11 protein-coding genes and 1 pseudogene are annotated in these 26,339 nt (G+C 45.7%); 2 read left to right on the top strand and 10 right to left on the bottom strand.

Annotated features, from left to right (window positions below):
• Nucleotides 1–124: 124 nt before the first annotated feature.
• The 9 genes and pseudogenes from NV381_RS07095 to NV381_RS07055 form a co-directional block, all read right to left on the bottom strand.
• Entirely contained in the window at nucleotides 125–1,960 is a 1,836-nt protein-coding gene (locus NV381_RS07095) for a UbiD family decarboxylase (protein ID WP_258212571.1), read from the bottom strand.
• A 210-nt stretch (nucleotides 1,961–2,170) separates the two neighbouring features.
• Nucleotides 2,171–2,797 (bottom strand): nitroreductase family protein, encoded by a 627-nt coding sequence (locus NV381_RS07090; RefSeq protein ID WP_258212570.1) that lies wholly within the window; start codon nucleotides 2,795–2,797, stop codon nucleotides 2,171–2,173.
• Between the two features lie 186 nt (nucleotides 2,798–2,983).
• Nucleotides 2,984–3,817, bottom strand: coding sequence for a tryptophan synthase subunit alpha (gene trpA / locus NV381_RS07085; protein ID WP_258212569.1), 834 nt, complete (start codon nucleotides 3,815–3,817; stop codon nucleotides 2,984–2,986).
• The gene (gene trpB, locus NV381_RS07080) at nucleotides 3,765–5,048 is read right to left on the bottom strand and encodes a tryptophan synthase subunit beta (RefSeq protein ID WP_258212568.1); all 1,284 of its coding nucleotides are present in this window, start codon (nucleotides 5,046–5,048) and stop codon (nucleotides 3,765–3,767) included. The genes trpA and trpB overlap by 53 nt, the downstream gene beginning before the upstream one ends.
• 19 nt (nucleotides 5,049–5,067) lie before the next feature.
• The gene (locus NV381_RS07075; RefSeq protein ID WP_258212567.1) at nucleotides 5,068–6,039 is read right to left on the bottom strand and encodes a sugar-binding transcriptional regulator; all 972 of its coding nucleotides are present in this window, start codon (nucleotides 6,037–6,039) and stop codon (nucleotides 5,068–5,070) included.
• 702 nt (nucleotides 6,040–6,741) lie between these two features.
• Nucleotides 6,742–7,173 (bottom strand): SRPBCC domain-containing protein, encoded by a 432-nt coding sequence (locus tag NV381_RS07070; RefSeq protein WP_258212566.1) that lies wholly within the window; start codon nucleotides 7,171–7,173, stop codon nucleotides 6,742–6,744.
• A gap of 18 nt (nucleotides 7,174–7,191) precedes the next feature.
• A pseudogene (locus tag NV381_RS07065) lies at nucleotides 7,192–7,320 on the bottom strand (extradiol dioxygenase); the annotation flags it as partial.
• Between the two features lie 143 nt (nucleotides 7,321–7,463).
• Entirely contained in the window at nucleotides 7,464–8,090 is a 627-nt protein-coding gene (locus NV381_RS07060) for a DNA-binding response regulator (protein ID WP_258212565.1), read from the bottom strand.
• Between the two features lie 3 nt (nucleotides 8,091–8,093).
• Nucleotides 8,094–9,314 (bottom strand): sensor histidine kinase, encoded by a 1,221-nt coding sequence (locus NV381_RS07055; protein WP_258212564.1) that lies wholly within the window; start codon nucleotides 9,312–9,314, stop codon nucleotides 8,094–8,096.
• Nucleotides 9,315–9,541: 227 nt separating this feature from the next.
• On the opposite strand from NV381_RS07055, the gene NV381_RS07050 reads away from it, so the two are divergent.
• Together NV381_RS07050 and NV381_RS07045 are read left to right on the top strand one after the other, a co-directional pair.
• A complete protein-coding gene (locus NV381_RS07050; protein ID WP_258212563.1) occupies nucleotides 9,542–10,594 on the top strand; it encodes a helix-turn-helix transcriptional regulator in 1,053 nt (350 codons plus the stop codon).
• A 202-nt stretch (nucleotides 10,595–10,796) separates the two neighbouring features.
• The gene (locus NV381_RS07045) at nucleotides 10,797–12,020 is read left to right on the top strand and encodes an MFS transporter (RefSeq protein ID WP_258212562.1); all 1,224 of its coding nucleotides are present in this window, start codon (nucleotides 10,797–10,799) and stop codon (nucleotides 12,018–12,020) included.
• 159 nt (nucleotides 12,021–12,179) lie between these two features.
• Here the strand turns inward: NV381_RS07045 and NV381_RS07040 are convergent, their stop codons facing one another.
• Nucleotides 12,180–26,027, bottom strand: a complete 13,848-nt coding sequence (locus NV381_RS07040) for a leucine-rich repeat protein (protein WP_258212561.1) — start codon at nucleotides 26,025–26,027, stop codon at nucleotides 12,180–12,182.
• Between the last annotated feature and the right edge of the window lie 312 nt (nucleotides 26,028–26,339).

The following is a 26,339-nucleotide window of genomic DNA, read 5'->3' as shown; positions in this document are numbered from 1 at the left end:
CAAAGAACCTTCAACTCCACTACCAAAGTGGAATTGAGGGTTCTTTTGCGACTCTATATCAGGATAAAGTGGTGGATGGGCTGTCCCAAAATGACTTTCGGTGCAGCCCTTCCTTGCATACTCATCACAGCTTAATTCCACCTAAGCTAGCACCTTCTGCAAAAAATCTTTCGATGTTTTTTGCAACATCCGGATCCGGTATTAATGGCGGTGCTTGATGAGGTTTGATACGGGCATCAATAATAACATTATCACAAGCCCAATGCTTATTCTCATAATAACTGTTGACGCCATATATATCATGGGAAGGATTGCTGCGTGTAAATGTTGCCCAAAGAAAATTGTTAATCGTCGCACTCATAAACTGGCTGTCATCACACAATATGATCATCGGGCAAGACGGAATCGGACCTTTAGACTGAATATCATCACACAGCTCTTTTAATTCCTGCTGCGCTTCGCTGTAGGTAGTAAACTTGGCACCTTGAATTACCACGATACCGGGCATCGCCAAGCGAGCCTGTTCAACCTCCCGCAGTTCATTAAAAATGTTAGGAACCTCGAGGCATAAATCTCTTTTTTTATCTCCATATGCTGCGAATACAACCTTGCTGCCGCTATTTAATCCTGTACCGGAATAGTCCAGCGTATCGATTGTAGTTTGAGTATAAAAGTGAATATCCCGCTGCAGATCCATACGTTCCAAAATGTAGGCTAAAAAATCAACTTCATGATGCGCATTCAAGGGTTGATTCTCTTCAGCTGTTATAAATAAGTACTTCGCCAAGCTCAGCTGCCCTGTTCCCAAAATACGATTAGCAATCGTCAGCAGCTCGGCGGGCTGTTTGACTTGCTGGTAAGGGGTGTAGCGTTCACTGCCAATTGCAAAAAGCAACGGATGCACGCCTGCAGCATCAACAGCATGAACTTCTTTTACACCAGGGATTTCCTGCTTGATCGCATCGCCTGTTAGCTCATGGATAAGCTCACCGAATGACGTATCTTCTTGTGGCGGCCTACCGACGACGGTAAATGGCCATACGGCATTAGGCTTGGCATACACCTTATGCACTTTCATTAGAGGAAAAGGATGCGTAAGGCTGTAATAGCCCAAATGATCGCCAAAAGGTCCCTCTGGCTTAGTCTCTCCGGGATAAATTTCTCCCGTTATAACAAAATCAGCATCATTGCTAATACAGTAGCCGTCAATGTAGCTATAGCGAAATCGACGCCCAGACAGCAGTCCCGCAAAAGTAATTTCACTTAAGCCTTCGGGCAAGGGCATAACCGCTGACAGTGTATGTGCCGGAGGCCCCCCAATGAAACAACTCACTTTAAGAGGGCCTCCTTTTTTATTAGCTTTGTCCTGATGAACTCCGATACCGCGATGAATCTGGTAATGCAGACCAATTTCCTTATTCAGTTCATAATCGTTACCATTGAGTTGAATACGATACATACCCAGATTGGAATTCATAATTCCCGGCTTATCGGGATCCTCCGAGTACACTTGAGGCAAGGTGATAAATGCGCCGCCATCCTCAGGCCAATGTTGGATGAGAGGCAGGTCTGATATTTGGATTTCCTGCAACGTAACCGGATGACCCCCAGTTTTTTTAATAGGAAGAGCCTTCCATGCTGCCAAGCCCGTTCCTATATATTTAAGCGGATTTTTTATAGCTTTTATAGGGTCGTTACGCAAGGACATTACATCTTGTACCGCTTCCCAGGTATGCCGAAATATATACTTACTGCGTTCTATAGTACCGAAAAGGTTGGATACGGCCCGATACTTCGAGCCTTTTACATTTTCAAATAATAACGCCGGCCCACCGGACTCATAAACTTTTATGTGAATTGCGGCCATTTCCAAATAAGGATCAACTTCTTCATGAATACGAACCAAATGTCCATTCTTCTCTAAATCGATTATGCATTCTTCCAAATTTCGATATACCATTGAACTTCTCCAATCCTTAAGGTAAACAATCTATTAATTATAGTTAAAATGAATTTAAGGTAGTTGTCAAACCGCAGCTCTCTTTTAAAAGCAGATTTCTCTCGGGGAGCTCTCATTTATTGTGCTTAACGCAAATAACCCGACTAATGGGTACTCTTATAAAGTGAGTCCACTTTTCGGGTCAAAGCTTACTATTAGTTGAGGCGTTTCTTAAAAACCGTTATAACTGACAAATTCCCCATTCGGCTTACGGTAACCGCGTGGTCTTTGTTTGCTTGTATCTTCCTTCCCTAAGGTTATCAGCATAGCAGGAACATACCTGTCCGGAATGTTAAGCGCTTGTGTGATCCGGACGGGATCGAAACCTATCATCGGACAAGTATCCCAGCCTTTATCCTTGGCGATTAGCATGAATAGCATAGCAGATAAGCTTGCATTACGGATGGCCTCATCCCGTTTGAACCGCTCGCCTCCGCCCTCATACATAGCATGCACACTGCTTACGGTTTCGTCATATTCCCGCTGATCTATAATGCCCAGACTCAATAACCCCTCGTTAATTGGCCCGATATTACGATACGCTTCCAAATCTCCAAGTACAACAATCGCCGCTGAGCTGGTTAAGACCTTATATTGCTTGAAAGCTGCCTCATATACTTGTTCCTTCAATTCTTGATCCGTTACTGCCACATAATGTGTATGCTGCAAATTAAAAGCGGACGGAGCAAACTTAACAAGAGTAAACAGCTCGTCCAGCTCCTGCCTGCTGATCGTCACTTCTGATTTGAACTTGTTAGCTGATCTCCTGGATTTTAAAAGCTCAGTGAATGGGCTCATTGTATCTTCTCTCCTCTGGTCTAAAATATTCCAAATATAATCACAATAGTTATATTACCATAGTTACTTTTAAAAAGTAAGTATAAAATATTATGTAAGCATCAATAGATTTATTTACAGCAAAAAACCACACTTTATTCGGCGTGGCGAGATTAGCTCTTTGTATAGTCCCCGAATTACTTTAAGTCATCGAGTATTACTGTTTACGGATTTCAAAAACCTCTCCACGCCTGTGAGCCCATCCTTCTCCAGAATATTCAGCAGTTGAGTTCCAATAATGGCGATATCGCATTTCCCCTGCAGGAATGCAACATCCTCGCCGGTCTGAATACCGAATCCGACAGCGATAGGTGTCTTTGCAAAGCCGCGTACACGGGATAAAAAATCGTCAGTCTCATCACCGAATGCTGTTCTCGATCCAGTCACTCCTTTTCGTGGCGCGCAGTAGAGGAAGCCTCCGGTTTGCTCCGATAAATAGGCTAAACGCAAATCAGTTGTATAGGGAGTGGCGATAAGAATCGGTTCCACCCCATATTCACGACATGCATTCATGAAGTCACAGCTTTCCTCAGGCAAGGCATCCGGTACAATCAGCCCACGGATACCGATGTCCGCGCATTCTCTAATGAATGGCTCAATACCATATTGTATGACAATATTATAATAAGTCATGAATATAAAAGAGATGTTCGGAAAGTTTGTAACGGCTCGCCTTGCAAAATCCATACACTGCCGGGTCGTCGTCCCGTTCGCCAACGAGGTTTGATTCGCTCGCAAAAATACAGGACCGTCCGCAATAGGTTCCGAGAAAGGCAGCTGCAATTCTACAAGATCAACGCTATTCTCATGAAACAGTTGGATCATCTCGTAATTGGTATCGAAATCGGGATAACCTAGAATCTGATGTGTCATCAGTTGAATGGACTTTCCGGATGCCGCTTTATTGCCCTTAATTTGCTCAGCGAGCTTAATCGTTGTATTGCTTGTTTTTTTGTTGGATAAATGCTTTCCATTCTTCATCCCGCAATCCCTCCGCTACATTGAAGATGTCTTTGTCGCCTCGCCCGGACATGTTAATAATGAAGATATCCGACCTCGATGATTCAGCAAGATGCTGGAATGCCCCAGCAAAAGCATGTGTGGACTCCAAAGCAGGAATCAGCCCTTCTGTCTTCATTACTACCTCCAACGCATCAATTACTTCCGCGTCGGTTGCTGCTGCGAACTGAACTCTCCCCTTCTCGGATAAATCGGTCAAAATCGGTGATACACCCACGTAGTCCAAGCCGGCCGCAATGCTGTGCGTATCATGCATTTGTCCATCCTTATTTTGCAGGAACATGGTTTTATAACCTTGAGCGACACCAGGCATTCCTTCTCCATAAGCAATTCGCGCAGCGTGATTGCCGGATTCCTTGCCTTGCCCACCCGCTTCAACTCCGACTAGCTGCACCTCATCATGGGGGTAGAACGCTTGAAATATACCAAGTGCATTCGAGCCCCCTCCAACGCATGCATAGACATGGCTTGGCAGCTGACCGGCCGCTTGAATAATCTGTTGTTTGGCTTCAATGCCGATAATCGATTGAAAGAATGCCACAATAGCCGGGAAGGGATGGGCACCTGATGCCGTACCTAAAACATAATGGGTCGTTTCAAAGCTGGATACCCAGTCTCTCAGCGTCTCATTAATCGCATCCTTTAACGTCTGCGATCCATAATCGACTGCAACGACTTCTGCTCCCAGCCGTCTCATCCAGAAGACGTTGGCATATTGGCGCTCCATATCCTCGCGCCCCATATAGATAGTCGCGGACAGTCCTAGCTTCGCCGCTACCGTAGCTGTTGCTACGCCATGCTGTCCAGCCCCCGTTTCGGCAATAATCCGAGTTTTGCCCATTTTTTTGGCAAGCATCGCTTGACCGAGAGCATTATTCAGCTTATGTGCTCCTGTATGATTCAAATCCTCGCGTTTAACATAAATCTTCGCACGGCCAAAATGCTCCGTCAGACGATCCGCATAAGTTAGCGGGGTAGGCCTGCCTGAATAATCAGCCAGCAGCGCGCAATATTCCTGCCAGAAAGCTTCATCGTTTTTTATCACCTCGAATTGCTTGGAAATCTCTTCAAATGCGGGAACGAGAATTTCTGGTATAAACGAACCTCCGTAATTTCCATAGTAACCGTTCTCTGATAACAGCGTATGGGCTTCAGCGGAACCCGACTTGAATACCGACTTTATCTCAGACATGGACCAATCTCCTTCCTTCTTACTTTGCTTCATTACTTCGATGAAAATCTATAATCGCCCTCGCTGTCGCTGCGTCGGTTACGAGAATATCGATCCACTTGCCGCGCAACGCCGCAGTAATTGCTTTTACTTTCTGGGCGCCGCCAGCTATTCCAATAACGTTCGGTATGGCACGAAGCTCTCTTGCCGTCAAGCCGATAAATCTATTTTTTCCCGGAAAATCGATTTCCCGCCCGTCAAGATCGATGAAGGAAGCACATAGATTCGCCACGGCGCCCCGTGCTTCCACCTCTGTAATATCCTCGTGACTCATATTTCCCGTTTTCACCATAGTCGCCTGCTCGCTAACCTCGCCAATACTGATGATAGCTACACGGCTACGCTGTGCTAGCTGAAGCACCTTGTCAATCTCCGGTTCCTGGCGCAATAAAATACCCGTTTCTACATTGGCCACCACGGCAGGTGCATGCACCATCCAGTATTTGGATTTCAGTTTGTTTGCAAAGGCCATTGTATTAGAGCTTGCGTGCCATGCTCCCCCTTCAGATCCCCAACCGCCTACCAAAGGTACAAATTGCAGTCCTTCTCTCGCAAAATAATCCAGCTCCTCTGCTGCGCTCGCTACAGTCCGCCCGGCCATAAGCCCAACAATATCGCCGTCCATCAGTACAGACTCTATAAGCGCAGCACTCGTACGGCCGAGCTGAGCATGCAGCTTGTTCGGATCAGAATCAGAGGAATCAACGATTATCGCATCTTGAATGCCGAAGGTTTCAATGAAGCATTTCTCAAGCTCCTGCTCGCTGGAGAACGGATTATGTATCGATATTCGCACAATGCCCTCACTCTTGGCAGCTGCAAGCATTCGGCTAACATGCGGACGGGAAATCCCTAAACGCTTGGCTATATCCAATTGATTCAAGCCATCCTCATAATACAGCTGGCATATTTTTACCAGCAGCCGAAATCGTTCATGATTTATCTCTGGCATACCATCTTAAACCTCCTATCATCGCCACTTGAACATTTGTACATAATAAGATCATATGTACATCGTTTATTTGAGTATACAATTAAGCACCTCTATATGCAACATCTGAACTTGGTTAACTTTGTAAATAACAGGATTTTAATGAAAATTTATCGTCTGTACACCCCTTTTGACAAAACCTGTAACCCCTAGCACTGATTTCTTAAGTAAACCTTTTTTATAATCATTAGTTGAAGCAATAGCGGAAGCAATCATTCCGCTATTGCTTGGAAAGCACAACAAACAGAGAGATAACGGAAGACGCACTTCCGTTATCTCTCTGTTTGTTGCCTTGCCCTGGTCATTCGCGCCACATAGCGGAATTCCGACTTCCGCTATCGTCTTAAATTGGAGGCAAAAGATTAAATAACGGAATTTTCTGTTCCGTTCAAGACCTTAAGTAACAACGATCTCCCCTATCCGAATATTCAAGAAGGAAACCGTCTGATGTTTGAATACATAAAAATCTTAGAAAATGTAAAGGACTTTGTTTCTGTAAAGAATTAAAAAACACACCCTATCTGGTGTGTTAAAGTTCTTAATGGGTAGAGCTTAGGCCCCTGATTTTTATACGGCTTTAATTTAATCGGTGAACCATTTCGTATTTATTTCTGCACGGGTCCTCAAAAGATACAGCGTTATAGGTTGGGCTGGTCGATATGGCTACGCTTGTTTTTCTCTAATCGTGTCCAGCACATCTTCCCAATACAGCTTCATCTGTTCCCGTGTATTCGCATGATCCAGTTTCTCCTGATGGAAGCTAATCGTTGTTCTGTCGGGCTTAGTAGATATCAGCCTGATTTGCAGCGTGGATGGCTGCGGCCAGTCCTGTTTCTTCCATCTTAGACGAAGCTGTTGATTCGGTTTGACGACCCTGAATTCGCCTGAAATACCTTCTTGGGAGGTGAAGGATTCCCCTACACTCAATTTAAGGGACGGTACATCACCGATCCATAGTTTCACACCCTGAGCAGAAATTAGAAACGACCAAGCCTGCTCCGCTGAGATTGGAAGCGTTCTTCGTACGCCGATTTGAAAACCCACTGAAGCTGTTTGACCAACAATCTTGGGAGACTCAGAAGACCATTTATCCATTGCAGCAACTCCTAGCCTTTATTCCTTCGATAATTTACTCATATCCATATACAGCATATTCCACCTATGTCCATCCAAATCAGCAAAACCGCAGCCATACATCCAGCCTTGATGTTCTGCGGGTTTACTGAAAATAGTACCGCCAGCTCACAGGAAGATTAATCAAAATTTGCTTTGTCATTGTCATTTCTCCTCTTCGTTTACCATTTTAGAATCATTACTATATCATATCAATCCAACTTACATTTCTTCTGGTTTGCTAGCTTGGCGATAAATCTAAAAGCAGGCACTCACACAAGTATCAGCCATTCTTTGGCACGTTGCAGCGCTTGCACTCTATTATTAACATTAAGCTTTCTATATAAATTTTTAATATGCGACTTTACCGTTTCAGCCTTAATGTTCAGGTGATTGGCGATTTCTTTATTCGACAGTCCATCCGTGATCAATCGAAGAATTCTCTTTTCCTGGTCGGTCAGTATTTCAGTAGAAGACAGCTCTTCTATCTGTGTTACGGGACTTCTGGCCTCTATGAAAGGCTCAACAGCCGTAATCCGATGTCTTTTTTTTAGCTTGTCCAACGTTTTGGACATTCGCTGGGAGGATACGGGCTTCATGAGATAATCCAGTGCATTTATATCGAAAGCTTGAACTGCATAATCGTCATATCCGGTTACAAAGACCACATCTATGGAAGCATCGAGTTCCAGCAACAGGCTGGAAAGTCTCATACCGTCAATCTCCGGCATAGAAATATCCAGAAATACGACATGTACCTGATTACTCTTTACAAATTCATAAGCTTCCAGCGGGTTCAGAAACGAATCGCATATTTCGATCTCGCCGCTTTCGGATAATATCTTATTCAAACGTTTTAATGATAATTCTTCATCATCCACGATAATGGCTCGCAGCATCCTTCAACCTCCACTCTGCTTGATCGATTGATCGGGAATTTCGAATAAAACCTTCGTCCCTATTCCCTCGGCACTTTCAATACGAATATTGTTTCCATAAAGCAGCTTAATACGCTGACTGATGTTCCGCAGCCCTATGCCCTTCTTTTCCGCATCTGGTTTAAGTATTTCCTCCTGCTTTTGTTCAGTCATACCGCATCCATTGTCCTCTACAGCAAAGCTGACTACGGATCCCGCTTCCTCTTTCACGGTTATTTTGACGGCTCCTCCCCGAAAGGTGGACATCAGGCCATGTCTTATAGCATTTTCCACTATTGGCTGTAAAATGAGCGGTGGAATCCGGATATCCAGATTTACATCGATATCGTACTCAACTTGCAATCTGGCGCCAAAACGTGCCTTTTCGATGTTGATATAAGCTTTCACCAGCTCCAATTCATCTTCTATCGTCGTTAGTGAATCCAGTTGTTTGAAGTCAAAGCTGCTTCTCAAATACTGTGAAAGATCTATCGTCAATTCCTCAGCCTTACTAGGCTCATCTATACACAATGCTGCAATGGAATTGAGAGCATTATACAGGAAATGAGGCTTGATCTGGGAACGCAAGAAGGCGATTTCCGCGTCCTTGGCTTCTGATTGCAGCTGCTGATTTTTTCTGATCATTTCATTAATCGTTTCGTTTAAAGAAGTGAAGAACAACATTACCACAACAATAATATGGATATGAATTAATTGTACTTGAAAAACTTCAAGTGAAAATCCTCTTATAGTAGTCCCCACTATGAGTCCAACTAAACAATAGTAAATGGATAGTAGAATCGCAATTTGTATCCTTTTGTTCTTTTTTGCTTTTATGTAAAGCTTTTGAAAATAGATGATCACCGGCATGCCAAATAATAGTGTTAGAATGGTAGTATACAATCCAAAATCGACCCCGAGATAAAATCGGTACACAATGATAAGTGTAGATAAGGCTAAGCCTGTTCTCCAGCCCCCATATAATGTCCCTAATAATAAGGGAACGATTCTAATATCCATACGAATACTGGAGTTAACATAAGCAGGAAAAGACATGGATAATACGATAGATAGCCCCAATAATACAATTAGGATGATCTTTATATGATTATTTTTGTCAGACCTCCCCGCAAAAAATATTTGAAAGGTGAAGATTAGCGTTGCTATAAAAGCTATTTGCAGCAAAAAATCCTTTACAATGTCCATAATCGTCCTATCACCTTTATCATGTAAGAGTTCGTACTCCTCTATGTCATCTTCCTATTATATAATACAATTCGATATTTTCTTGAAAAAGATCTGTTGCTAAATCTCTAAGTAGCTATGGGGTGATTTGGCAGCTTTGTGCCAGAGGTTCGACAGAAAGCTCAATCTTCTTTATAATGAGAATGATTATCATCAAATTCCATTCATGTGACCGGAGTGTGAAAACTATGCATGCGCATGCAGCGGCTTTTCATCATAATTTCAATCATTTCTTCGATCAGTTGGAGCCACTTACAAACCACCGGGAGGACTTATCTAGAGATATCACGATTCAGCATCCGGCGGGGACAGGCCTAATTCATCGTCTTCAACCAAGGCCGGAAATGGAGCTGGTTCTATCGGATTTCAGACTAACCTCCGATAGGACAGTAGAACTGTTTTCCCTGGAGCCGATGGTGGAGTTTGGTTATTGCTTTCAGGGAACGAGAAGATCCAATTTGGCTGCCTCCGAACAAGAAATAGTACCAGGACAATGGAGTTTGCAGTTAATCAATACGGCTGAAGCAAGGTTGGAATTCGATGCCAAACAGCCATTTATGATGCTTGGGATTGGTATGTCAGTAGCTGTTTTTCATGATTACTTGACAGAGGCAGCTGGCGGAAGATCAATTGATTTCGCCGAACTGCTGGGAGCAAAACCATACAGAATATTTCAGGAAACAATCGATCCCGCAGTAGCCGTCATTCTCAAACATCTTGTAGGAGGGCTGCAAAGCCGAGATTTACACCGTATTGAACTGGAATGCCGAATTTTGGAATTGCTGCTGCTTGCTTTCCGTTCCTTCTTGGTGAATTCAAAAGAGACTAAACCGCTGCTGACGAGGGATGAGCAGTCGCGAATCGAGGCTGCGCGCGAAATTATGATGGTTCGAATGAGTGAACCTCCGTCCTTGCTTCAACTCTCGAGGCTAGTAGGACTGAATGATTATAAGCTGAAAGTGGGATTCAAAGAGATGTACGGCAATACCGTCTTTGGCTATTTACGTGAAAAACGGTTGGAACAAGCTTGGCTGCTGCTTCAAGAAGGGAACGCTAATGTGAATGAAGTGTCCTGCACCGTCGGATACTCCAATCCGAGCCATTTTGCCGAGGCCTTCCGCAAACAATATGGAGTCAACCCCGGGGCGCTGCTTCGCCGCAGTTCCAGTTACCCACCCTCTGTGAGCGGAGGGGCAGGAGGCCTGTTCCCGCAAGCCCCCTTGTCCACCATTATAGGTTAACCGGCCACCAAAAGAGCCCCCAGCCATAAATCGGTTTGGGGGCTCTTTTGGCGTTAAAGCCCGAGAGATAGTCGGATTCAATCATTCTGATTAAACGAACAATCCCTGAACCATTGTTTCCCGCAAACGACATCTTAAATCCGTCTGGGGGTAGAGGCAATGCTGTCGGCAGCAGTAACATGACAACAAGAGCTTTTTATTTATGGACAGAACGGAGATGGATAGATTGAAAGATGAACAACAAAGCTTATCGTCGGTTAATTTCTGGCCGTTTACTCTGGTTGGCATGCTGCTCGTCGTAACGACAACCGGCTTTGCACGAATGGCATATGGCCTCATTCTTCCTTACATGGAAGAAGATCTCGGCTTCTCCGTCTCCCAAGGAGGTATGCTGGGAACCATCATGTTTCTTGGGTATCTAGTCACTGTCGGGCTTTCAGGCCTGCTAGCCATTCGCTGGGGCGGAAAGTCCGTTCTGCTGATGGGCGGCAGCGCGGTTATTGTCAGTATGTTTGGCTTATCCTGGGCTTCTTCCATGGAGTCGATAGCGCCCTTCATGCTTCTCGCAGGGGCAGGGAGCTCCCTGGTCTTCACCCCGCTAATGACAATTATGCTGGGCTTTTTCCCCAATCGCAAAGGAACCGTGCTCGGCCTTCTGCTAAGCGGTGCCGGCATCGGCATGCTGTTGAGCGGCTTTCTCGTTCCATTCTTAATCGGGCAGTTTCCCGATTGGCGCTGGCGCGCGGTTTGGCTATGCTTCGGCTTTTTATCGTTAATAGTAGTTCTCGCTGCGCTTGTCATTTTAAGAAATCCGGCAGCAAGCAGCAGTAGAAAGAGCATTGAGGACAGACCTGCCTGGCTCAAGAACAAAGGCCTCATGAGAGTCGCCTCGCTATATTTCCTGATTGGGTTAGCTTATCTTATCCCTAATCTGTACCAGACCGGGTTCATGCTTGACCAGGGGTTATCTGACCAAACAGCAGGAGTTACGTATGCTGTGGCAGGAATTTTCAGTATTGTGGGCGGACCCGTATGGGGCAGCATGTCCGACCGCTTCGGAGTAAACCGGATGTTCGTTCTATCCTGGAGCTGTGCGGTCGCAGGAGACCTGATTCCAATGTTCACACCAAGTGTGACAGGCTTTATAATTTCCTCCATGCTATGGGGATCAAGCATCGGCGGTTTAATAACGCTTATTCAAATTAAAGCGGCGCAGCAGGTGCCACAAAGCATCGTTGCCGCTGCACTCGGTTTTATATCTGTCTTCTACGCCGTCGGACAGATGCTGGGGCCGGGGCTTTCCGGGTGGATTATCCACCTTAGCGGAAACTACACCGCCGCCTATGGCTTTGGTGCAATCGTGTACGCGGCAGGACTTGGAATTACACTGTATGCAAGCAAGGCAGCTCGGAGCCTGCAAAGATAAAGGCCTTGCCTTCCATCCGCCTAGTTTTGCTCAGCCTAACCATATATCATAAGTAAGAGACTTATCATTTTCGTTTAACAGAAAAAAAAGGTTATCCTTAAGCAGTCTGTTCGACTGCCTGAGGAATAACCTAATATCGATCTTACTACACCTTATACGTTACTTGCTTTTTTGCGCCTGCATGTTCAGCAGCACCTTTACAGCCTCGGCTCTCGTTGTTAAAGCCGTAGGACCGAATTCGTCGGCACCTCTGCCTTCAACAAGTTTTTGTTTCTTCATCGCCGCTACTGAGCCTTTCGCCCACTCCGGAACATCCTTGTCGTCCGCGAATCCAGTTGTAGTGTCAGCGTCAAGCGCCAGACCCAAAGCATTAGCAAGCATCACGGCCATCTCTGCGCGTGTAATTTCTGCACCCGGACGGAAGGTTCCGTCCTCATAACCCTTAATAATACCTGCCTGGAATGCTTGTGCGACTGCCTTCTGCGCCCAGGTTCCGATCTTCATGGTATCTGTAAAAGTCAGCACCGCTCCTTCTCCCTGCAGCTTCAGTGTATTCACCAGCATGACAGCAAATTCCATGCGTGTCACCGTATGATTCGGCTTAAATGTGCCGTCTGGATAACCACTAACGATTCCGCTGCTCACCGCTTGCTTGATGCTAATCTCTGCCCAATGTCCAGCAATATCGCTCAATTGCACAGCCGGGTTAGTGCCCGCAGGTTGTTCTGTTGCCGTTTTCTCCGTAACTTGGTCTACAGCGAATACCGCATATTTCGTAAAGTGATCTACCTCTACGGTAATGTGATCGCCATTTACTTTACTGCCGGTAACTTCCACCCATACTTTCTTCGCTTCATCGTAATAGAATACGGCTGCCCTTTGATTGCTCATCAAGCTTGCAGGATCGAAAGCAAAATCCAGCGTTACAGGCTTACTGAAGTTTTCCGAGAAGTTTTTCAGAATCTCATAGATGGGGCTAACTAAGATGTTTTGATTCGTTAGAAGCTTTTGGCTGTCCAACACTTTTTCTATCGTTAATTTCAATTCTTTATCACTAGCATCGGCTGGAATTGAAATTTTGACTGAATCACCCAAACTTACCTCGCCGTTTTTGCCTGTAGGAACCGTTAAATTACCGTCTGTCGATGTAACAATGGCAATGGTACCCACGTTTCCCCCGCTACTCTTGGGTTGTGTTACACGTGCAGCTTCTGGCGCTCGATTTATTATAATTGTGTAGGTTTTCAATTCACCATTCTGTGCAGTTACTACGATAGTAATGATGTTGTCGCCTACATTCAACTTAATCATATCGCTTGCTTGATCGCTTGTGACTGGATTTCCATTAACCGTCATCGTGGCATTATTATTTTCTACATTCCCCGTTACTGTAAGGCTTGAAACCCCATTAACCACACTGGAAGTGTAAGCTGTTGTACCAGATACAAATGCAGGACTCAGGGTGCCGCTCGACAGCGTCAATGAGCTCAAGTTGGCATTGCTGCTAACTGCTGGAGCACGATTCACTGTGATATGATATCGATTTATCGTTCCATCCTCAGCAGAAACAACCATCTGGATTGAGTTAGACCCGATTATCAAGTTTGTAGCCGTGTAGGAATACACATTGCCTGTAACATTGTTGTAAACTGCACCTGTAACCGTAATTGTTGCGCGTGGATCAGCCTTGATTAAGAAAAGCTTGATGCTTGAAGCAGCGTTGGGCAGCTCCACTGAATAATTCGGATTTGCTGGTGAAAATGCCGGTGTCAACGTGCCTTGATCGACAGCCATGCTGGATAGCAGCGCGTTACTATTACTGCTGATCCTCGTAACCTGGATCTTGTATATTTTTGTAGAGCCATCCGCTGCCGTTACAACCACCGTAATAGTATTCACCCCAACATTAAGCGCAATCGCTGCACTTGGCTGGCCGCTTGTAACAGTTGTTCCATTCACTGTCACACTCGCAGCTGCATCTACTACCGTCGGTGTAAGCTTCAAGCTCACAATATTATTCGCTACACTCTGCGTATAGCTTGTTGTTGCTGGAACAAACGTCTCATTCAACGAACCCGATGACAAACTAATGTCGCTCAAATCCGCGTTTGATCTTGCCGCACGTGTTACGGTAACCGTTAATGCACCAGAAACGTTGCCTGTTGCATCCGTGGCGATAATCACAATAGCATTTGTGCCCGCTGATAGTTTGGTGAGGTCAATCGGCAGCGTCGCTTTGCCACTGGCAGCCATTACACCCGTTCCAGACTGCAGTACGTTCATGCCTCCTATCTTCGCCGTCACCGTGGCTCCCGTATCCGCATTTACAATGATGTTGAAATTGGCGTTCTGCACGGTTCCTGCTTTGTTTGCCGTTCCATCCTCCGTTGGAGTTGCTGGCGTGGAAGTGTTCTTCAATACCGTAACCATCGATGCTGCCATAAATCCGCCATCCACAGTTGTCGCTTTGATCGTTACCGTTCCTACCGCAACAGCAGTGACAACACCATTCTCATCGACAGTGGCAACATTCTCATCGGAGGAGCTCCAACTAACATCCTTATTATATGCGTTTGTCGGAGACACCGTTGCTGTGAGCTGCTGGGTTGAGTCTTTCACAATGCTTAATGTCTCCTTAGATACCGTAATACCTGTTACACGCACAGCAGTGGCGGGAATTGTTGAAATTGTATACCGCTGTACCGTTTTCCCATCCTCGGCAAGTACAGTAAGGACGTTGGCATTTAACACGTTTGTTGAAATCTCTCTTGCATTATTGAACGTTGCAGTGTCCTTCACCGTGGCCGAGACAGTTGCGTTTGCAACGACTTTCCAGCCAGCTTTGCTGTTTCTGAGCAGCGTCGCTTTCAGCGCTTCCTTTGTCGTCCCTTCCGGAACATTCAATATCGTGAAGTTCGGCGCTTTGCCGCTTACGATGATGCCAGGAATATAACCGACACCGCTTGTAGCTGCTGTCACATAGGCATTGTTGCTGAGCGTCCCTGCAGCGTTATTTACATAGGCATTTAAAATGATAAAGTTCTGCGCATCGGACGGCGAATTAGTCGTTGTTCCACCGGTTCTGATGTGCATATTCCCAAGATCCGCTGGCACTTCAACATTGTCAATGGCGGTTTCTCCTGCCCCAGTCCTCGTTCTGCTCACGATACTCTCTCCCCATGTAGTGTTTTTAGGTGAAGATAGCGCATCGGTAACAACGAACTCATAAGCTGTGTCAGGCAATAAACCTGTCAGCTTCATAGTGCCGCCAACCGTTCCCGGATCGGCTGATGCTGTGGGAATTACACCCTGCGGCAAGCTTTTAACGCCTCCAGCTCCTACCAGATAATTTTGCGGCAATGAATTTGCATTGCTGCTATTTTCGACAGCCATTAAATGAATATAAAGCTCGGGTGACGAAACAATATTGTCATATGCCGTTTGGCCGCTCCCGGTTGCGATGGATTGCCCTTTATGTTCCCATGCATCTGTTGCAGGGTTGTCATTATTGGTATTGATAATGTACCGGTACGTTGTGTTAGGCAATAAGCCCGTCAGCTTGGTTGTTCCTCCCAGCGATCCAGGTAACGCGCTGGACTGCGGCGTTGCATTCACAGGCTTCACCTTAACAAGATCTGCCGTCATATAAATATTTTTTTCAGAAGAAGCGTCTTTGCTGTCTGTGGCAGAAAACCTGATATGGAGGTATTGCCCGGTTGTAACCGGAATATTGTCCTTCGTCGTTTCACCGACGGCTGTTGTGAATAATAATGCGGCATCCCAGTTATCAAGCTCTTGCGCACTCGTATTATTGATATACTCATACGCTGTTCCCGACAGTAAACTCGTCAGCTTTGTTGTGAAGTGGTTTGATCCCGGCTGAAGAGCAACGGCTGGAGCTGATGCATCTACCGTTTTGTTTATTTGGGATACGTCTATAAGGATATACATTGCACTGGATGCAGACATAGCTGCAGTTTCCGCTGCTCGAATATACAGATAGCTGCCTTGCGTAACAAACAGATTGTCTTTTTCCGTTTCATTCGCACCTGTTGTAAACTGAACGGAGGACGATGCCCAGGTAGATGCCGAAGGCGTGCCTAATGCGGTTCTGATCACATATTGATACGTTGTTCCGGCTAATAATCCTGTCAATTTTGTAGTATTATACTTTTTACCAGGCACAGCTACCGCTGTTGGTGTTGCTGCATTCGGCTTCAGCGCGATAGTGTATTTATTTAACGTGATGCCATCCTCAGCCAATACGATTAACAAATTGCCGTTTGCCACGTTTTTTGTCGTTTCGACTGCATCTGCAAAAGTAGCAGCTGTTACAACACTTCCTACAGCGCTTGTCACTACTTTCAATCTTGCTGACTGATCCGCAGTAATTCCATTCTTAAACACATCAACACTCGTGGAAGCCGTTAATCCCGCAATCGTCTTAGAGGCGTTATCTACCGTCAAGCCCCATAGATAGCCCGTTTCGGAGCTGCCCTTGGCCGTAACTGCTGCGTTGTTGCTTGGAACCTCATCCGCGCCTTTTTTCAATATAGTCAGGTTAAATATTACCGTGTCGATTACTGCCGCGCTTGCTACAGTTGCCGTTAACGTAACTTTGGCATCTCCATCCACGTAAAGCGGTCTCTTCACGACACCGGCTGCCGTCAGGTTTGTATTATTTTCAACCTTCCAGCTTATAGTTGAACCGTAGCTCGAAGTTGTCGGCAAAATAAGATTGCCCGTGATACTATCCGCAGCTGTGTTTTGACCCTTGATCCTGTCAAAAGTAAGGACGGACTTATCTGCGCTCACCACTGTAGAGTCATCCATTTTGGCATAATTAATAATGTATCTCTCAACGCCGGTTTTCGCCGGATTGATGATGAGGAGATGATCGCCATCGCGAATTTGTTCACCGGATTTTCTGATGTAGCTTTTTTTACTGTCTCTCAAACTATCATCATCCGGAGGCCAATATGTGGCGATTGAGTCTAGAAATGCCGCTACAGACTCCGTCCTTGGCGCTATATTTGAAGGAATGACAAACACCGTAGAGCCTGCCGGTTTGATATCGACATACCCCAATAGGCCGTATACAAATGAAGTATTTCTTATCGTAGCGCTTCTGCTGTAAATCACATTGTCAAAAACAGAAACACTTGTATCCACCGGAGTAACCGTGATGCCTGTATCTTGCTTGACTGTGAGCGTCGCAACATTGGAGTAGGCAGTTTGTGGACCGCCAGCATCGGAGTCGGTTACCTTGGATCTATATTTATAGCCATCCATAGCTGCCGTTATTTCGCCCGTTGTATATGTCACTGTATTCGCACCGGTGCCTGTTGCAGCATCATTCCATGTCAAGCCATCGTCCTTGGATACTTTCCATTGATAGTTGTATGGTCTTGTTCCACCCGACACGGTTACCGTATATGTTGCAGTGAAGCCTTCTCGTTTTGCCGCATTTTGAGGCTGCTTGGAAACAGTAAGCAGTCCGCCGTTGATTGCTGCTCCGACATCAATAGCCCAATATTTATTGGCGTTGCTTGTGCCCGTCCCCGTACCTGCTCTAGCACCATACATAGCTACACGCAGCAATCTTCCTGAAATATTGGCCGGGAATGTAAAGGTTTCGTAATCGGACGCTGAATCTCCGTCTGACCCAGGCATAACCTCCTTGCCCATAATATGCCCGTTACCGAGGTTATCCTGCTGCCAGTTACTCGCCATCACCTTCGTCCATGTATAACCGTCATTCGACACTAAAAAATCGAAGTAATAAGATCTTCTGATTTGGGTGTCCCTGGAATATCCAAGCGATACGCTATCAATAAATGCAGGTTTGTCGCCAAGGTAGAACTGAACCCACGGCGTGCCTGACGATGACCAGGAGGTTGATGTGATCCCGTCAATCAGGTTATTGACCGTTGATACGCCCGCGCTTGAAGTGACCGGAACAGCCTTGTTGATAATCCCATAATTAACGGTATAAACACTATCTGTCTTACCCGGTACGCTAACTGTAAATATAACCGCATTATTACCGCCTACTGAAGTTGTGACGGTTGCACCTGTATCCGCCGTGTAGGTAATGGCAGGCAGAACTGTATAGTCTAATGCTACAGGAACCGTGTATCCCAGAACTTCTTTGTTGAAGTTCGCCAGTGGTACACCATCAACGAAAATTCCTGTCAAAGTCGCAAACTGAGAGGCAAAATTACCAGACTGGTCAATAATGACAGGAATAGCGCTGCTATTTGTCTTATCAACTGCCCCCTGCCCTAATCTGTCCTTCAGCTGTTGTATAAACAAGCTTCCCGGTGTCATTTTGCTTCCGTTGCTATACTCATAGGCACGGAAATTTGGAACATTACCTGGGTCTACCGCATCCATGACAAATGGCAATCTGGTTCCAGACTGGCCGAACAAATAATTTGCAGCAAGCTGGTTTTGGCTGATGATATAGTAGCCTGTATTGTTATAGAGCGTATAATTCGCCCCTGACCAGCCATGCGCAGTCCCGTTGTTCCATCTGTCTTGAAGATAAATTCGACCGTTGAAATTGTCGTACAAGCCACCGATGGACCACCTCAAGTGGGGCTCATTCGCGTCAAACTGGTAATCCGTTCTGTTATTGTAAAATACGTTTTGCCCGACAACATTGCCCATCACAATAAATCCATGACGAGTATATCGTGAGTAGTTTCGTTGATTGAGCACTAAGGTGCCGCCAGCGTTCGAGAAATTGTATCTTCGCTCCCCGCCTGTGCCGCTGACAGGCTCAAGACAATTAACATCCTGAATAGTAATCTTGCTGACACCCGTTGCAATGGCCACGGCACTGTCGATGTGGTACGTGGTTATAGTTCTCGCCCAAGCATTTTGCACATTGCCGAAACGAACGGCTAGCTCCGCATGAAGCTCATCATTATAGGACATATAATCCACACCAAATGCGGTATTGATGGCTGTCGACGATGCATCGAACCTCGACATAATCTGCATATTCTCAATACCGACATTGTTAATTCTGCCTGTCGGGCTATACTTGGTGACGGTTGAAACGCCATACTTCATGTCCAATGCATCCGCCAATGGCTCCAGAAGTGTAATTTCATTCGTGACGGGATTAATGGACTTGATCGTACGTTCTTCATCCATGGTGGAATACCCGCTGTCGACAGCTCCATTAACCGCCCATTGATTGGCCGACAGTATGCCTGGCGCATCTGTCATAACATCCATTTTAAGATCCTGAGCCCATGCTGCGTTAACGGCTTTGCGAACATTTACCGTGTCTCCAACACTAAGTCCGCTAACATTCTCAAGTCTTATTGTATGCCCGCCTGCCGGTACGTACTGATCGACAACTTTGATTGGGCTACCACTGTTGGATGTTGCTGCACCCGCAAAGTTGAATACAGCAGTATTTTTATCGTATGAACTGGCAATCCATGTGGCAACAACCTTCGTGACGTTGGGCTGCGGTGCCTCAGAGTGCGTATAATCCTTCCAGTTCGTGGGGCTAAGAGGCGTATTATGCGTCTCAATGCCTCCGTGATCATCTCCCTCGCCCTTTAAAACAATCCCGCTACTAGAAATCTTAATGGTGCTGCTTACCCTGTATGTGCCTGCCTTCAACAATATTGAGCCTCTAAAGCCGCTAGAATCAGGATCAATACGTCCAAGCATGTTGACAGCATTTTGAATGCGCTCGGTATCGTCAGAATTGCTGTCTTCTGAGGGTTCAAGAATAATTTTCACAGGAACATTCGGAATTTCAACTCCGCCGCCCTTATATCCAACATTAGAGTAATCCATCACGCTATTGCCGCGATAATCAGGTACATAGACCAGTTTACCGGCGTTGACGGAAAATGCAGGATATGGCTTGGTATAGTTATATTTAGTAATGTCATCGTCAACGGCCGTGAAATAAACCTTATCATAGATCGTTTTGCTTCCCGAAATTGTAAATTCAAACGTATACGTTCCAAGTGCGGAAGCCGTTATATTGGGCGCGATTACACTGGTTGCCCCGCTTGCGATATTCTGACTTGGGAGCGTATAAACGGTTGCTCCGCTCGAATCCTTCATTACCCCGGAAACCGTAATGTTTTCCATCGCGGTGATATGAAACTTAGGTACCGCTTTGTCTTTTTTTACAATAGCCGGCCGTCCAACTGTAAGGCTCATGCCTTCATAATCAGGCACGATTCTTGCCAAATCCCCTGTAGGGTACACAGGTTGTGTAGGCACAATATTGCTAACTTCTTTTTGGAAAACATAGAAATTGTAAATTTCAATCCAATTGCTTGCAAGCTCGCCTGTCACCATCACATACCGGGCATTTATAGGAGAAGCAAGATTGCTCATGAACACCTTGTTGCCGTTTGCATCCGGCAATTGCGTCACATCTTGCGCATAGGCAAGATCCCAACCCGCCGGTTTGCTGTAACCAGTCGCAATGCCACTCGAACCTGCAACGGTAGCGTTTGAAATCGCAGCCCATTTAGCAGGGTCATTGGTATATTCGATGCGATAAGTCGAGTCTTTAAGACGTGTAGTTAAATCCCCTACACTCGTGCCCCATGCTACGCTAAATTGGTCAATTTTCTTCATTTGACCTAAGTCCAGGGCAAGCCAGAATGTATTTTTCCCTGCACTAATATTGGATGCCGTGCTCTGCGAGCCGTCAACCTGGTAGCCGCTGCCTGCGTTACCTGTGGACGCGCCGTTAAAGGCATTCGCGGGATCAATACCGCTTCTGAAGGAGCTGACCTTGATGTTGCTCGCATTGGGATTAAGCGCCAGGTTTTCCAACGTATAATGAATCACTTGAATGGTGTATTCCTTTTTTGAAGTTCCAACAATGACTACAAACTTGTCGCCTGCAACAAGCTCGGCTATTTCCTTTTTGGGAATGCCGTTGGCATCCAATACCCTCAAGATGGTACCGGCACCATTGGTAGTTTGCGCATCAAGCTGCTCGAGACTTGTTTTTTCGATCACCTGTATGGAACGCGCATTCTCGTCGACACTCACTATATTCGGATGGCTGGCTTTCAGAGATAATGTAATATCATCCTCCGATATAATATGCTTTGTATCACGCATGGCCTTTTTCATCGAGTCAAGGAACGCTAATGTCTCCTCATATGGCGGGGTGTTCAGTTTGCCGGGATATCCGTCGTCGTTTGCAAGCCATAACAGTTCAACCGGTATATAACCACGATATGGGCTGTTTCTGATGGTCCCGAACAATTTATTCAAGTCCATAAGCTCGGTTGTCTCAGCGCCTGCCGGCTTTTTCTTAACTTGAAAGTTGTTAGAATAAGGTAGAATCAGTGAAATATCCTTGTACCAATCATAATGTGTCGCGTCGGTATTCATAAAATCTCTGTAATATCCCGTGTCGTTTACAACGCCAACATTGGATCTATTAACCCATTTGACAAGCTGCAGCACTTGATTGGCTGTAGCCAGCATGTCGCCGTGGTTTTGAATGCCGATTTGAACCGTCGGGAAATTAGCTGCTGCAAAGTCCGCAACTTGCTGAATGGCAGGTGTAATTCGATCTCGCGTGATAGCAGCCCAGCCTGTGCGCGTAATATCAACAGGAGGAGGTCCGGCAAATATACGGATAACTGGAGCGCCCATTTCAGACGCAATCTGCGTCCAAAATTTAATACGCTCAATATCTACATCACGCCTCGCCTGATTGGGGTCCGCAAAGTTATTCTGAATGCCCGTACCGCTTATCGCGATACCCAAGCTGCCGGCAAGATCTTTAATTTGTTTGGCATAAGCATGAATAGCCACTTGCTGATCGGGGGTCGGCATGTCCGTATTGCTATACCCTGGAATGTAGTAGCACGTGACGTCGACGGCATCAAAACCATGATCATGCGCCCACTGTATCGTGTCTAGAGTTGTCATCGGGACTGGGGACGTGCGCCCTTGCAGCCATGAGTTTAAATTCATATTAAAGGTATACATATTGAGGCTTATTCCGTAATCACCGTTATAATAGGGTACCGGATGATCCTCGCGCAGATAGTTATAATCAGCGTCAACGTAGGGGGCCGCCTGCGGTATTATAGGCAAGGCATCTCCATTATCCGCCACAAAAGTCATTGCACTCCAGTCAATCTGATCGCTGTTTTCAAGTTTGAGATACTCGTTATATACAGCCAAGCTGGGTACATGCACCGTCATATGTGTCACAAAATTGAACCACAGCCCTTGTTTGCCATAGGGCACATCAAGCTTGGGCGGTAAGCTTCCTAAGTACAAATCCGTCAAATTCACACAAAAATAAAAGGCTCTTTGTTCAATAACTTGAACTTTTGGAAATTTGGCTGTCGTAAGCTTGCTGGCACTAGAGCCTTTTGTTTGTGCGAACGCTTGCGTGTTTATTCTTGTAACATTGGGGAAGTTAACTTCCGTCAAGCTTTCAAATAAATTGAAAGCCTTCGCTCCGATTGTCGTTACGTTATCGGCTTTAACTTTTTTTAAGTATTTGTTGCCTTCATAGGCATTTTTGGGAATCACCCCATCTACGAAATTAGCCGTACCGACAACGTAAAGCTCCTCCAGCTTTTTAAGACTGGTGGCAATAAAAACACAGTCAGCAGGGTCTAGTACACCTGCATTAATTGTCAGAACTCTAATATCCCCATAGTCGTTGCCCGAATAATTAGAGCTGTCGATAGCGCTTTGTAGAAATTTGCTCGTAAACGTATTGACTACAACATTTTGTGTTGCTGGCGGCCCAGAGCCGGCATCTTCCGCGGCATTGTCTCCATTGGACATAATCGTGATTCCATTGTCACCAATATTGCTCCAGTCAGCATCGGCTAGGAAGGCATTGACTGCAACCGTAGGCACATAAATAATGAGATTGTCGGTGTTGACGCCATAAAACCAGTCGCCCTGTGCTTCAGGTGGTCCAACATAATCATCTAGCCCGATTGGAAGATAGGTTTTGTTAAAGGTAATGGATTTAAGATTGGTATCGCCCTTGAAAGCCCATGGACCCAACGCGCGGGTCAAGCCGAACTCGGCTGTTTCCAGTGATATACAACCCTCAAACGCCGATGTGCCGATATAGGAAGTATCGATTCCGATTTTTACTTGCTTCAGCTTTGCAAGCCCTTTAAAGGAATTATTAGGCAGTTTGTTGCCGTTCCATGTTAAATAGCTGGGATCCTCCGGCTTTTCTATTGTGAAGGTTGTAAGATTTATATAATTGCTGAAGGATTTACCCGTAGTTGGGTTAAAGTCACTATTCGCAAACACTTTCTTTGCGCCGCCTGCTTTTATGACAATCGTCTTCAAGCTAGCTGCTTGCGTGGAATCCGTAGAGTCATATCCAGCAGCAGCCAGAAGATCAAGAAGGCTGCCTGTGGTGTTGAACGTGATGACTGCGTTCCCATCTGTAACAGGAGGTTCTCCACCGGATGTATCGCCGATCGCTTTAATACGGCTTGCTACGCTGCTCCAAACGGCGTCACCCTTGTAAGCCGCGACTTTGTCCACGGGCACATAGAAGGTCGCAATCGCTGGGAACAAATTGGGTCCGGCAGTCGCTGGTGGTGGCGTTGCGCCGAACGTAATTGACGTAAGCTTTGTACAACCCGTAAAAGCATCTGCATTCGTCACAGTTGTCACACTCGGGATGACTAATGTTGACAAACTGGCAGAACCGCTGAATGTACTTGTGCCTATTGTCGTTACATTTTTAAGCGTAACCGATTTTAACTTTGAGTTTGCGGAGCTCACAAGGTTTTTCGGCGAACTTCCCACCGTGTTGCTGTTGGAAGTTCCTTGGGTTGTGGCACTGCCTATGAGCTGCAAATCCTCAAGATTAATGAGCTGCGGCATTACGCCAGTGGCTGCGACATCATCTATGCCTATGGTGCCCGCAGAGACTTTTAAAACTTTAATATCTGAATACTGTTTGTTAAGAGGGTTAATAATAGCGTCAATTTGAGCCTTTAACGACCCTACAGCAAATGCACCTGTCAAAGTCAAAGTACCTGTCGTTGCTTCAAAGCCTTGGATATAATCTAACGCCTCGCCAATGGCCTTTATAGGATTTGCAATAGCGCCCATCACAGCGTCCGTCTTATATGCAGCAACTTTATCTGCTGGAACAAAAAATGTCGCGTTTGCAGGGAAGAATCCGGCCCCCGAAGTTGGCGGAGTTGCGCCAAGCGTAATAGACGTAAGATTGGTGACATTTTGAAAAACCTTTGCATCGGCTACAACCGTCACCATAGGAATGACTAAATTAGTCAAGCTGTCAACACCACTGAACGTAGTTGTACCTAATGTAGTTACGTTATTAAGCGTAACTGATCTCAATTTGCTGTTCGCTGTTCCGCTAGCAAGGTTTTTGGGAGTGGTGTTCTTCGTGCTGCTGTTTGAGCTGCTTTGGGTTGTCGCATTCCCCACAATTTGCAAATCCTGAAGATTAGTCAAAAGTGGTATTGTGCCAGTTGCATCGGTTGAACCTACGATTCCATTGGTGATTACCAAATCTTTAATATCTGTATAGGCTTTGGATAGAGGGTTAATAACGGCGTCAATTTCAGCCTTCAGCGTGTTCACGGCAAATGCGCCCGTCAACGTCAACGTCCCAGTCGCTGCGTCGAAGCTGCCTTGTGTATTGTCCGGAGGATCACCGATGGCCTTAATGCGGCTCGCCGCACTGCTCCATGCCGTCTTGTATGCCGACAGGCTTCCCGCTGGTACGAAGAAGGTCACATTCGCCGGGAAGAAAGCCGGACCACTTGTCGGTATACTTGGTCCAAGGGTAATAGAAGTAAGATTCGTACCTGAAAAAGCGCTTACATCTACGACATTTATTAAGCTGGGTACGATCAGTGTGGTCATACAGCTGCAATTCTGAAACGCCTGCGCATTTAGCGTCTTCGCGTTTTGCAGCGTTACCGTTGTTAGTTGGGCATTTGTCTGGGTAAAAAAGTTAGCTTGTACGGTGTAGACGCTGTTTGCTACGGTTGTGCTTTGCGTGGCAGCTGTACCCGTCATTTGAAAATCCTGAAGATTGGTTAAAAGCGGAATGATGTTAGTCGTATCATCAACTCCAACGATTCCTGCTGTGATCTTCAAAACTTTAATATCCGCATAAGTTTTTCCGGAAGGAAGAACAGCATCAATTTGAGTCTTTAACGTGCTCACCGCAAATGCACCTGTCAGTGTCAAAGTACCTGTCGCTGCGTCAAACGTGCCACTGCTGCCGCCTCCGCCAGATGGAATGGCGCTGATGCGGGTCGGAATGGTGCTCCAAGGAGCGGTTGCTTGATAAGTTGCAAGGTTGGCCGCTGGGACATAGAATATCGCGCCTGCTGCCAAATTACTTAAAAGCGCAGTTATCGTGCCGGATGTTAGGGTCGGCGGAGTTGCACCAAGCGTAATAGACGTAAGACTATTGTCGCCCGTAAAGGCGTTTGTACTAGCTATGGTTGTTACTTTAGGAATGACAAGCGTCGTAAGTGAGCTCAAATTTTGGAACGCCTGCGCATTTATCGTCGTTGCATTTTGAAGCGTCACCGATTTTAACTGGGCATTTGCAGTAGTGAAGAAATTTTTCAAAACAACATTATCCCCTGGTGCAGTCGATGAGCTTTGTACAGCAGACGTGCCAATCATTTGGAAATCTACAAGAGCTGTTAAGGACGGAATTATTCCTGTTATATCACTCCCGCCATCAGCTGTTTTTCCAACTCCAACCACCCCTGCTGTTACAATTAAAGCTTTAATATCTGAATAACCTTTACCTAAGGGATTAATAACGGCATCAATCTGGGCTTTTAACCCGCCTGCGGCAAATGAACCATTCAGCGTTAATGTCCCTGTCGTAGCGTTAAATGTATCTCCGGCAGCCTGAACCTTTGTGCCCATGGTTAATTGAAACGAGTTTAATGCTATTAGGATTGCTAATATAAGGCTCAGGACTCTATATATCTTTTTATACATGCTCTCACTCCTCATGCAGTCGTTTGGTCTGATTTCTACGTTTACTATGATCACTTATTCCTCTCAGCTTGTATTCTCATAGCAAACTTCATCCAAATTTCCCATTAACTCACCTCCAAAAATACTAAATTCATCAAATAGGTAAACGTTTACTTAAACCAATAAATGGTTTGCTGTTTTCCACTCCTTGTACGTAAACAATTGCCTTTTGTTATTTTCTTCTGCTCCTTAAAATTCACGAACCTTCTAGGAGGAGCAATAAGATTCAAGCAGATAATTGAAAAATGCTCAAGTAAACGTTTACCTACAATG

It is taken from the genome of Paenibacillus radicis (ex Xue et al. 2023) (assembly GCF_024722015.1).
In the GTDB taxonomy this organism is placed as follows: Bacteria; Bacillota; Bacilli; order Paenibacillales; family NBRC-103111; genus Paenibacillus_S.
Note: the sequence above shows the minus strand (reverse complement) of the source record. Positions and strands in the feature narration are given on the sequence as shown.